General features: G+C 42.1%; 10 protein-coding genes. 9 read left to right on the forward strand and 1 reads right to left on the reverse strand.

Annotated features, from left to right (window positions below; all coding sequences use genetic code 11):
- Window positions 1–173 precede the first annotated feature (173 nt).
- Complete coding sequence (locus tag COR50_RS21555; RefSeq protein WP_157761051.1) at window positions 174–953, forward strand: endonuclease/exonuclease/phosphatase family protein; 780 nt, start codon at window positions 174–176, stop codon at window positions 951–953.
- 621 nt (window positions 954–1574) lie between these two features.
- Entirely contained in the window at window positions 1575–3869 is a 2295-nt protein-coding gene (locus tag COR50_RS21560; protein ID WP_198405732.1) for a glycoside hydrolase family 20 protein, read from the forward strand.
- A gap of 216 nt (window positions 3870–4085) precedes the next feature.
- On the opposite strand, the gene COR50_RS21565 is transcribed toward COR50_RS21560, so the two are convergent.
- The gene (locus COR50_RS21565; RefSeq protein WP_098195923.1) at window positions 4086–4493 is read right to left on the reverse strand and encodes a hypothetical protein; all 408 of its coding nucleotides are present in this window, start codon (window positions 4491–4493) and stop codon (window positions 4086–4088) included.
- A 381-nt stretch (window positions 4494–4874) separates the two neighbouring features.
- On the opposite strand from COR50_RS21565, the gene nagB reads away from it, so the two are divergent.
- From nagB to COR50_RS21600, 7 genes are all read left to right on the forward strand, one after another.
- Entirely contained in the window at window positions 4875–6797 is a 1923-nt protein-coding gene (nagB, locus tag COR50_RS21570) for a glucosamine-6-phosphate deaminase (protein WP_098195924.1), read from the forward strand.
- Between the two features lie 108 nt (window positions 6798–6905).
- Window positions 6906–8375: a DNA recombination protein RmuC gene (locus COR50_RS21575; protein WP_098195925.1), complete on the forward strand. Its 1470-nt coding sequence runs from the start codon at window positions 6906–6908 to the stop codon at window positions 8373–8375.
- Window positions 8376–8398: 23 nt separating this feature from the next.
- The gene (locus COR50_RS21580; RefSeq protein WP_098195926.1) at window positions 8399–9100 is read left to right on the forward strand and encodes a phytanoyl-CoA dioxygenase family protein; all 702 of its coding nucleotides are present in this window, start codon (window positions 8399–8401) and stop codon (window positions 9098–9100) included.
- Between the two features lie 116 nt (window positions 9101–9216).
- Window positions 9217–9780: a GNAT family N-acetyltransferase gene (locus COR50_RS21585; RefSeq protein WP_098196358.1), complete on the forward strand. Its 564-nt coding sequence runs from the start codon at window positions 9217–9219 to the stop codon at window positions 9778–9780.
- 23 nt (window positions 9781–9803) lie between these two features.
- The gene (locus COR50_RS21590; RefSeq protein WP_098195927.1) at window positions 9804–10730 is read left to right on the forward strand and encodes an NAD-dependent epimerase/dehydratase family protein; all 927 of its coding nucleotides are present in this window, start codon (window positions 9804–9806) and stop codon (window positions 10728–10730) included.
- Window positions 10731–10833: 103 nt separating this feature from the next.
- Window positions 10834–11790, forward strand: a complete 957-nt coding sequence (locus COR50_RS21595) for a YeiH family protein (protein WP_098195928.1) — start codon at window positions 10834–10836, stop codon at window positions 11788–11790.
- A gap of 77 nt (window positions 11791–11867) precedes the next feature.
- On the forward strand, window positions 11868–12566 hold the full coding sequence (locus tag COR50_RS21600) for a type 1 glutamine amidotransferase (protein WP_157761052.1): 699 nt from the start codon (window positions 11868–11870) through the stop codon (window positions 12564–12566).
- Window positions 12567–12649 lie beyond the last annotated feature (83 nt).

The following is a 12649-nucleotide window of genomic DNA, read 5'->3' on the forward strand; positions in this document are numbered from 1 at the left end:
CTTAGAATATTTTTTAATGCGTAAAATTGCGCAAATCGTTTGCATCGAAATTCATGGCATTCATATTGATATACTTATAAGAATTCATCACATTATTACATGCATTCTTTTTGTAGAGAAAAGAGTTTTTGTAATTTAACATGTGATTTCTGACTCGAATTAATATGTTATCTATGAAACGATTTGCGCTATTTATGATAATGGCCGTTGGTTCCAATACCCTTATTAAAGCACAGAATACACCCCAACATCTTAGTGTTCTAAGCTATAATATCCACCATGCGGAGAACAACAACGGGGAACTGGATATCAGCGGCATCGCTAAAGTAATTCTCGCTTACAATCCTGATGTGGTTGCATTACAAGAAGTTGATAGTATGACAACGCGCACCAAGCAAGTGGATCAACTCAAAGAGTTAGCTTCCCTCACCGGTATGTATATTTATTTCAGTAAAGCAATGGACTTACAAGGTGGCGGATATGGAACCGGGGTGCTTTCAAAGTTCCCTATTGATAGTAGCTATAGCATTCCATTGCCCAGTAAAAACCCGAAAGCAGAACCGCGCACTGCCGCGGTAACCCGCTTAGTATTGCCCGATGACAGCCTTTTCAATTTTGTAAGCACCCATCTCGACTTTAATGAAGATGGAATCGACAGAACAGAACAAATGAATATTTTATATAAACATTTCGAACCGGGAATAACCCCGACTATTATCGCGGGTGATTTCAACACCGTTCCCGGGTCTAAAGAAATGTTACATTTCAAAAAATTATACCACGACGTAACAGAATTCAGCGGGCCAACGCATCCCGCAGATTCGCCCAAGATTAAAATAGATTACATATTTGTTCACCCGGCATCCAGATTCAACATAATCAAATCAAAAGTTATTGAAGAAACGATAGCCTCCGATCATCGACCAGTGATGTGCGAATTGGAAATCAATTAACATATCAACAAAAAAACAACAAGAACAAAAGCAAAAAAAATATTAACAATCATTATTGTCCTACTAAATTTTCAACGAAAAAATTATCATCGCCTCAAAAGTTCGATCCAATGTTCACCTGCACATTTCTTTGTACTTTTTTTGCTTGCCCAAAAAAGTAACAAAAAAGGGCACAAATTGACCATCACAGCCGCCAATTAGATTGCTCGATCCAGCTTTTGTGCTACTGTATGGCCAAGCTTCCCTTCGCTATCAACGGTGCGAAGTTCCACGGTTTTGTTGGCGGGGCCGAATAGATCACCCTTCGCTTATGTCCTTGACCATGTAAGGAAATCCAAGTAAATTGGATGCAATTTTAGTCGGACAACAATGATTAACAATTTAAAAAAATCCCAGTTATCCCATAACCGGGATTTTTTATTCCACGTCATTCCCCCCATCATTCCCCTATCATCCCCCCCAATATTCACGGCCATTTCCATTGCCCCCCAAAACTTCCCCGAAAAAAATCCGTGAAATCCCCTAATCCATAAAAATCCGTGATTAATTTAATCAATCAATATCTATCTTTATACCTAACAGTGATCCAAAATATTTCAACACACAAAAGAAACACGCTCCATGTCAATTATCAACTTGTTGCTTCGCAAATCTGTCATTGGGTTAATGATAGCTTGTGTATTCAGTTTAGAGGCATCAGCGCAAGCTACGCGTAAAGCTAACATCATTCCACTACCGGTTTCTCTCCAAGAAAAAGATGGTTACTTCATGATTAATCCCGGTACTAAGTTGATGGCGAACAGCCCTTCAGAAAAACAAACCGCGGAATTATTTAATGAATATTTCAAGAGTATCAGCGGCTATGCATTACCGATCGTAGCTACAGCGACCAATAATGTCATCATATTACGAACCCTGCAACAGTCGCCCGCCGAAGGCTACAGGATCAGCAGTTCGCCAAACGCGATAACAGTTACCGGCAATGACGATGCGGGCACTTTTTACGGTATGCAAACCGTCATGCAATTAGTACCGGTGGAAAAAAGCAAAAATTATGCGCTTCCCCTGGTAACGGTAGAAGATTACCCGAGATTTCAATACAGGGGTCTTCATCTCGATGTATGCCGCCACTTCTTCCCGGTTAGCTTCGTAAAAAAATACATCGATCTATTGGCGATGCACAAAATGAATACTTTCCATTGGCATCTTACCGATGACCAAGGATGGCGTATCGAAATCAAGAAATACCCCAAGCTACAAACCATTGCATCACGAAGAAAAACTTCTATGGTTGGCCGTTATGCAGATAATAAATTCGATGGCAAGCCATACGGTGGCTATTATACACAGGAAGAAGTTAAAGATGTCGTTAAATATGCAGCGGCAAGACAGGTAACGGTTATTCCTGAAATTGAAATGCCGGGCCATGCACTGGCGGCCTTGGCAGCGTATCCTAACCTCGGATGTACCGGTGGTCCATACGAAGTCGGTACCAAATGGGGAGTATTCGATGATGTTTTTTGCGCAGGAAATGATTCTGTTTTCGCATTTTTACAGGATGTATTAGACGAAGTAATGCCGTTGTTCCCTGGCAAATACGTACACATCGGCGGTGATGAATGTCCTAAAACGCGCTGGAAAGAATGCCCCAAGTGCCAGGCCAGGATCAAGGCGGAAGGCTTAAAAGATGAACATGCCTTGCAAAGTTATTTCATTCAAAGAATGGAGAAATATATCAATAGCAAAGGCAAAAAAATCATCGGTTGGGATGAAATTTTAGAGGGCGGGCTCGCACCGAATGCAACCGTGATGAGCTGGAGAGGTATGGAAGGTGGTACCGAGGCAGCCAAGCAACATCACGATGTTATTATGACCCCGGGATCCCACGTATATTTCGATCATTATCAATCTAAAGATAAATCTGAGCCTATCGCTATAGGAGGATTTACTCCTGTTAGTAAAGTTTATAGTTTTGAACCTGTTCCGGCTTCTTTATCAGAAACAGAAAAGCAATATATCATCGGGGCGCAAGCCAACCTTTGGAGCGAATATATTTTAACGCCCGAACAGGTAGAATACATGGTATACCCGCGTGCAACCGCATTGTCGGAAGTATTGTGGTCGCCGGAAGGAAAACGGGATTATGATGATTTCTTAAACCGTTTGAAAGTGCATCTGAAACGTTTAGATGTAAAACATGTCAATTATGCGAAGCATGTATTCGGGATTGTAAGCAAGGTTGAAAATAAGGCAGACGGCCAAGTGAGTGTTTCGCTTGATACGAAATTAGATGGCGGCGTCATCCGTTATACCTTGGATGGTAAAGAACCTACGCCGCGTTCACCAATTTATAAAAAACCGATCCAGGTCAGCAAGGATATGGATATTTGGGCGAAGGTTTTCCAAGGACAAAAAGCCTTTGGTAGCGGTTATCATCAAGACTTTATTTACCATAAAGCCCTTGGAAAAAAAACAACCTTATTAACACAACCCAGTGAAAAATATATGGCCGATGGTGCATTTACACTTGTAAATGGTATCAAGGGAAACGAGGAACATGCGAGCGGCGCATGGTTGGGTTACGCGGGAAAGAATATGGAAGCAGTCATTGACCTCGGAAAAGAAATGCCTGTCAAGGAAGTATCTTGCAGGAGTTTGCAGAATCCCAGTCAATGGATTTGGGCAGGAAAAAAGATTACCATCGGTCTATCGACCGATGGTAAAAACTTCAACAATAGGACTACTGAAGGCTCTTTCGGAGGGAAATTAATCGGTGAAATGAAATTACATTACCAACCCGGCGCTTCAGCCCGTTATGTAAAAATTGTGCTTGAAAATGCCGGGAAGATTCCCTCGGGGAACCCCGGTGCGGGAGAAGATAGCTGGTTGTTCGTGGATGAGATAGTGGTGAGGTAATCACCCGGAACCGTTCAAGGATTAATAATTTTACGTTAACAGCACCCGTCACGCTTCCGTTCTTACTTAAGAATAGCGCATCCAGGCGGGGCTTATTATATCATATGGAACGGCTCATTTCACTTACTATATAAATAGAGGCCGCCTTTAAAACAAGACGACCTCTACCACTTTGCATTACGTGTTAACCACTTCGCGTACCGGGTACGCAAACATTTACATATTTACCCAGAGTCCCCAATTCTTATCGAACTTGTACCATTTCCCATCGGAGGCTTCCCATTTCCATTCGGGTACTTCGGCCCAATCATTACCATCTTTAGACCACAGCAGTTTGCCATCGCTGATTTTTAGCCATTTGCCGTCTTTATCAGCCCAGGCATTCCCGGGTACTTCGGCCCAGGACTTACCATCAGTACTCCAAACAAGGTTTCCGCCTTTTTTTAACTTGTACCAATAAGTTTTTCCATCTTTCATGCCCGGCCAAGCGCCGTCTTTAGCTTTTTTCCATTCAAAAACTACGGAGATGCAACTTGCAGGTTGGTGAGAATTCGCATCGAGTTTACCGGGTCCCGCTACCAGGAACATGCCTGTAGCGATGCATAAAAAGCATAACTTTTTCATTATTAAACGAGGATTTTAAAGGTTATCCAATAGAAAAACAGCCCTATTGAGAGCAGAAATTATAAGCATGACCATCAATCCTTCCCGGGAGAATTTATGGAGTGTGTATATTATAAGTAACGAGATTTCAATGAATTTGGATTTTTACCCCGAAGCTTAACCTGGAGAATTTTTTATGAATTAAGATAAATTTTGCAAAAAAATTCACCCGCTAAATGTTTAGCTTTTGTACATTTGCAACTTGCACTAATTTTATGGATAGCTTATGAATTTTCAATAATTCGGGAGGGATATTTAACAAATATTAAATATTTGTCCTAGATACCTGTAAATTTTATATTTTTCCGGCTCGTTTTTAAAACGCATATAAAACATTGACTCATGACCATCAATCACCAGGAAATTGAACTGATCGACAGTTTTGAACAAATTGCCGTTGAGATTCATCCTGCCGCCAAGGAAGGCTCCCAAGCGGTAGCCCAGCAAATTGCGGCACTCATCCGGGAAAAGCAGGCAGCCAACGAACCTTGCGTGCTCGGCCTTGCTACCGGCTCCACACCGAAATACTTATACACGGAGTTGGTAAGGCTGCACAAAGAGGAAGGACTTAGCTTCAAAAACGTTGTAACTTTTAACCTGGACGAATACTATCCCATTGAGCCGGATGCTTTACAAAGCTATAACCGCTTCATGAAGGAGCATTTATTTAACCATGTTGACATCCCCGAAGGAAACTACCACATCCCTGACGGAACTGTGCCTAAAGAAAAGATTAAAGCTTATTGCGAAGCTTATGAACGCAAAATTGAAGAAGTAGGTGGTATCGATGTACAGATCTTGGGTATCGGTAACAACGGCCATATCGGCTTTAACGAACCGGGCTCCAATATCAACTCGCATACGCGCCTTATAACTTTAGACAATACCACCCGCCTTGCCAACGCTTACGAATTCCCTAACATGAGCCAAGTGCCAAGGTTAGCCATTACCATGGGTATCAGCTCGATCATGAGGGCCAAACGCGTTATCCTGATGGCTTGGGGTTCCCATAAAGCGAAAATCGTTCGCCGCTCTGTTGAAGGTCATAGTACCGATCAGGTGCCGGCTTCCCTGTTGCAGCAACATCCTAATTGCCAGTTCGTGATCGACGAACAAGCAGCGCAAGAATTGACCAGGTACAAGGAACCTTGGTTGACAGGGGATTGCGAATGGACACCGAAGTTGATCCGCAAAGCTGTTACCAGCCTAGCGTTGAAATTGAATAAATCCATCCTGATGTTGACGGATCGCGATTACAATGAAAATGGATTGAATGATCTCGTTGTACAATACGGTTCCGCCTACGAATTAAACATCGAACAATTTAACGGTATCCGCGACACCATTACGGGTTGGCCAGGAGGTAAACCGGGCGCGAACTTGCCGAACCACCCGGAACGTTCAGAACCCGCCAGCAAACGCGTGCTGATCTTCTCCCCCCACCCAGATGATGATATTATCTCTATGGGTGGCACTTTCATCCGCCTGCACGAGCAGGGTCACGATGTACATGTCGCTTATCAAACATCCGGTAACATCGCCGTGACCGATGAATTTGTATTGCGTTTCATCGATTTCGCCGTAGGTTTCGACAAAATGTTCGAAATTGATAGCAACAAGAGCTCTAAAGTTTTAGAAGAAGCTAAAGCATTCTTGAAAATCAAGAAACCATCCCAAAAAGATACACCGGAGATCCGCGCGATCAAAGGCCTGATCCGCCGCTGCGAAGCTAAAGCTACCTGCCGCTACGTAGGTGTGGAAGACAATGCACACTTCTTAAACCTACCTTTCTACGAAACAGGTTTGGTGGAGAAAAAGCCAATGGGTGAAGAAGATATCCAAATCACCGTGGATCTATTACAAAAATTAAAACCGCAGCAAATTTATTGCGCGGGCGACTTAGCCGATCCGCATGGCACGCACAAGGTATGCTTGGATATTATATTCGCGGCATTGGAGCGCTTGAAAAACGAAGATTGGATCAAGGATTGTTGGGTTTGGTTATATAAAGGCGCTTGGCAAGAATGGGACATCCATGAAATTGAGATGGCCGTACCGATGAGCCCCGACCAAGTAATGCAAAAACGCCTTGGTATCTTCATCCACCAAAGTCAGAAAGACGTGGTTCCTTTCCAAGGAACTGATTTGCGCGAGTTCTGGCAACGTGCAGAAGATAGGAATGCGAATACAGCGGAACTTTATGACAAACTCGGTTTGCAGAAATATGCAGCGATGGAAGCATTTGTTCGCTACCATTTCTTGTAAAAAATAAATTCGTTGATATTTCAAGCCCCGGTCATCATATGTCCGGGGCTTTTGTATTTCAGCTCTAAATAAGTTTCAGTATTTTTGGGGAAGCCTAATTTATAATTCATGATGACCTTATTATATGTATTGGCAGCACTAGTTGCCGGAACATTACTCGGATATTTCATTGCCATATCAACAAAGAATAGAAATAGTGTTGATAAGCATTTGTATGATGATTTAAACAAGAATTACCAGCAAGTACAACTCCAGCAAACTCAATCCGTTTCAAAAACAACATTGGAACAATTGTACGTTTCCAAAGAATTGCACCTACATACGTTGAAACAAATTCAAGAACAAAAATTCGAAAAGGATGAATTGCAAAGGTATTTACAGGCCAAGGATTCCGAGCTCGTCCAGTTGCATACGGCATGCGCCAGTTTGAAAAAAGAAAATGAAAACTTGCAAGATAAAATGTCCGATTTCAAGGAGGAAGTGGTACGCTTACAGGAATTATCTGAAGAGAAATTTAAAAATCTTGCTACCGAAATACTGAACCACAACAGTAAAGAATTTGCATTGAATAATAAGAGCAATATGGATATCCTGCTGAACCCTTTAAAACAGGATATTACCCAGTTCAAAAAAACGATTGAAGAAACCCGCAAAGAAGACATCCAGGATATTACCAGCCTAAAGAAAGAACTGGAAGCCTTGCAAAAGATGAATCAGCAATTAAGCGGGGACGCACAAAGACTTTCTAAAGCTTTACAATCTGATGTAAAAGTTCAAGGCAACTGGGGCGAGGACAGGCTGAAACTTATCCTAGAAGCGGAAGGCCTGGAGAAATATATCGATTACAGTACCCAGGGCGCGTTCAAAGACACGGAAGAAAACATTACCCGTAAGCCCGATCTCATCCTGAACCTGCCGGGTGGCCAACACATCATCATCGATAGTAAAGTTTCGCTCAACGCGTATATACAATATTTTAACGCGCAAGATAATAATGAGAAAAAAAGTTATTTACAACAATTAGCGAAGAATATCATCCACCATATTGATGATCTTTCCGCTAAAAACTACCAGCACTTGCAGGGACTCAATGCCCCTCCTTTCGTATTCATGTTCATGCATTTCGAATCTGCCTTAAGTTTAGCGCTCAACGAGAACCCGGATATATTTGACCGAGCCTTGAAGAAGAATATTGTTATCATCACGCCTACCACCTTAGTAGCAGCTATGAAAATGGTGAAAATGATTTGGCAGAAGGAAAACAGGGTTAAAAATGTTGAAGAAATCTTTAAACAATGCGGCGCCCTTCATGATAAATTCGTCAGCTTCCTAGAAGATATGAGTAGGTTGGGCGATAGCTTGCAATCTGCTAATAATTCTTATACCAAGGCTTTGAATAAACTAAGTGAGGGCGCCAGGAGAGGCGATACTATTACCGGGAAGATCGATAATATCAAACGGCTGGAAGCCAAAACAACTAAACAAATCCCGCAACAATTCATTAGCGATATCAGTTTATTGGAGGATGATTTTGCCGGGAGTAGAGACGCGGAAGCTGATGTAGAAGAAGATGCCTAATATCAAAAATAACTGATACTAAAATGATTAACCCGAAAGAGTTCTTGGAAAACGAAGGGTACCTTATTATACCAAATGTATTCTCGCAACAGGAAGTTGCTTGTATACAATCATTATTAAATAGCAAGATAGATCCTTGCGCTGAAGGTACCGCCATCCATGCTACAAGGAAAATCCTGCATGAAATCCCGAGTTTGGCGGCACTTATAAAGCCGGGGCTACAAAAATATTTTGATCCGATCTTACCGGGTTCAAAATATTTTCCTGTTAAATCAATTTACTTTGATAAGCCCGCTCATTCCAACTGGTTTGTAAGCTACCACCAAGATTTAACTATATCTGTCAGCAAGCAGGTAGCAACTCCAAAATATTCCAAATGGACAAAGAAAAACGGTTATTTTTCGGTTCAGCCACCTATTGAATTATTACAACAAGTTTACACTTGCAGGATACATTTAGATAATACAACCGGAGACAACGGGGCGCTCCGCGTGGTACCCGGGAGCCATAAGCAAGGCCTTATTCCACCCGATCAGTTCGATCAATACAGGACCAAGGAGGTTATATGTAATGTTCCGGCGGGTGGTATAATGATTATGCAACCTTTAATCCTGCATTCATCCGGCAGGAGTAAAGGAGGTTTAAGCCGCAGGGTTTTACACATTGAATATGCTGCGATGGACTTACCCGGGGAATTAGAATGGGAAGAGAAGATCATTTTGTAGGGTTTAGCCAATGGCCAACCTAGTACTTGTAGCCACACATATATTTAAGGTTTTCAACCCATTTTGTTGTACATTTATCACACAACCCGATATTGATTATGATCACCTCACCGGCAATGTCATCATTATTAGCATTTCCCGTACTTCAAACAGCGAGGTTATCATTGGTGCCTATCAATCCTAAACACCTCGAAGATATTTTTAAATTGTTCAGCGACACGCGCGTTACGCAATTTTATAACCTGCATCCTTTCCGGCAATTGCATGAAGCGCAACACTTTATTGATTATTATGCCAAGCGTTTTCAAGAGCAGAAAGGTGTCCGTTGGGGTATCACGATTCAAGGTGCAACGAAATTGATCGGTACGGTCGGGTTCAACCATTTTACGCCGAACCACCGTTCCAATATAGGCTATGACCTTCATCCCGATTATTGGAACAAGGGCTTTATGACGGAAGCATTAAAACGTGTCATTCAATTTGGAATGGAACAATTACAGGTCAACCGCATCGAAGCGGAAGTTATGCCCGGTAATACGTCATCTATAAAGGTGCTGGAGAAGTTGGGCTTTTACAGGGAAGCTATGCTCAAAGACTGGATGTATTTCGATCAAAAACATTTCGATATGTATATGTTCGTCTTGTTGAGAAAGAAATATGAAGCGATGACAATATCATAAAAACATTAAAAAAATCATTTGACATGCAGACGATATTAGGAGCCGGCGGTATTATTGGCATCGAGCTTGCAAAAGCCCTCACCCAATACACGACAGACATTAGGATAGTAGCTAGGAATCCACAGAAAGTTAACGAGACAGACCAGGTCTTCAAAGCAGATTTATTAAACCCGGGTGAAACATTCCGCGCCATCGAAGGCTCTGAAGTCGTTTACCTAACGGTTGGATTAAAATACCAGGCAAAAGTATGGCAAGAGCAATGGCCTATCTTGATGCAAAATGTTATCAATGCCTGTATCCGTACCGGCGCAAAATTAGTGTTCTTCGATAACGTATACATGTATGGCAAAGTAGATGGATGGATGACGGAAGAAAGCATTATGCGCCCTAATAGCAAGAAAGGAAAAGTGCGTACCCGCCTTATAAGTATGCTCCAGGACGAGATGCATAAGAACACGTTCCCTATTTTAATCGCGCGTTCGGTAGACTTCTACGGACCGGGAACTAAAAACAGCGTTACGAATTTAATATTTGATAATATCCGCGATGGCAAAAAGCCACAATGGCTCGTTGATATCAATGTGCCCCACTCCTTAACTTATACGCCCGATGCCGGCAAAGCAACCGCACTACTGGGAAACACCCCGGATGCTTATAATCAAATTTGGCATTTACCAACCGACCCGGAAAAAATTACGATGAAGTCATTCATTCATCAAGCCTTGGAAGCTGCGGGACTGCCCCAAAAAATCGGTATTTTCCCTCCTTGGTTACTTACGATTGCAGGCTTGTTTAATACCAATATCCGCGAGATCAAGGAAATGTTGTACCAATACGACTCACCGTATCTTTTCGATAGTTCCAAGTTCGAGAAAAGGTTCGGGAAGATGTATACGCCGTACAGTGAGGGTATTCAATATATGATTCAATATAACCGGCAAAAAAGGTAGCCAACCTATTAATCTCATAACTTTTAGTTATAACTCATACTATTTCTTGATTTGACTTAGTTATCGATTCATCTAACCTTTGCAACAATAAAATTTGTTCCAGATGGTTAGAAAATTATTATCGGTTACGAAGGGAAATATTTCATGGCAAGGAATCCTGTTTTTTGTTGCTATGGGTGTATGCTTACTTCCATTTATGAACGCGGCGATCGCCATCGTTTTGGGGATTATAGTTGCACAATTTATCCCGCATCCATTTGCCGCATTACAAGGAAAAGTTTCACATATATTGTTACAATGTTCCGTTGTAGGACTAGGCTTTGGCATGAATGCTATCGAAGCGTTCAAAGTTGGTAAGGAAGGATTTGGATTAGCCATTATATCCATCCTCTTCACATTGGTTGTGGGTAAACTCTTAGGCAGGTGGATGGGTATTGAGAAAACCACCGCCCACCTTGTATGTGCAGGTACTGCCATTTGCGGCGGAAGTGCAATTGCGGCCATTTCGCCGGTCATAAAAGCAGATAATGAACAACTCTCCGTTTCATTGGGCGTGGTATTCTTATTAAATGCTTCGGCGCTGTTTATTTTCCCATTGGTTGGCCACCGGTTAGGTTTAAGTCAGCAACAGTTCGGTACCTGGAGTGCATTGGCGATCCATGATACAAGTTCCGTCGTGGGAGCTGCCGGGAAATATGGAGAAGAAGCCTTGAAGATCGCGACTACGATAAAATTATCAAGGGTGTTATGGATCATCCCGCTGGCTGTTTATTCCTCTTGGCATTTTAAACAGGGAGCTAAGCGTATCAAGATCCCGTATTTTATCCCGGCATTCGTATTGGCCATGCTGATTTATACTTATATCCCTGCCGCGCAGACATTTTCAAATTACATAGTGCCGGTAGCCAAAACCGGGTTCCTACTCACATTATTTCTTATCGGGGCCAGCCTAACGCCCGCATCCTTGGCAAACATTGGCTGGAAGCCATTACTACATGGTACGTTCTTATGGATATTGACAAGCATGCTAACCCTGTTCATCATTTTATATGTTATCTAAGAAACATTTCATCATTTGAATTATTAAGGAAGGGGAAATTTTTGTATTTTTTCGGGAAATTGACCCAAATACCCGCTATGCACATACATTACTTTCAACATGTTCCCTTTGAAGGTCTTGGCTGTATCCAGTCTTGGATTGATGAAAACAAACATACGGTAAGCCATACCAGGTGGTACGAAACCATTAGTATACCTAACCTTGACGCGATCGACATGCTCATTATAATGGGTGGTCCCATGGGAGTATACGAGGAAACACGTTATCCATGGATGCATGTTGAAAAGAAGCTGGTAAAACTAGCGATAGATTCCGGTAAGATCGTATTGGGGATTTGCTTCGGTGCGCAATTAATTGCAGCGGCCCTGGGTGCAAATGTTTTTCCAAATCAACAGAAGGAAATCGGCTGGCACCCGGTATATTTCAAAGAAAATGTCCATACTTTTCGCCAGTTAGACTTTTTACCTTCCGAGTTGCGCGTGCTTCATTGGCATGGCGACACTTTCGATCTTCCCGATGAATCCTTGCAATTTGCTTCCAGCGTCGCATGTAATAACCAGGCATTCATTTATAAACAGAAAGTTCTCGGTTTACAATTTCATTTCGAGATACTGGAGCAAGGTGTCCAAGATTTATTAACCCATTGTGAAAACGAGTTAATTACCGCACCTTTTATTCAAGATAAAATCCATCTGCTGAAAGGCGTAGAACATATACCGAAAGCCAATGCTTACATGTATAAGTTGCTGGACAGGTTAACCGCGATGGCAGGTTAAAACCGTCACAAAATGACAGTTATATGCATGAAATAAGCAGGATAACCAGTAGCTTTGTTTTCTCAGGAAAATCTTGCAAAGTT

The organism is Chitinophaga caeni (assembly GCF_002557795.1).
Lineage (GTDB): Bacteria > Bacteroidota > Bacteroidia > Chitinophagales > Chitinophagaceae > Chitinophaga > Chitinophaga caeni.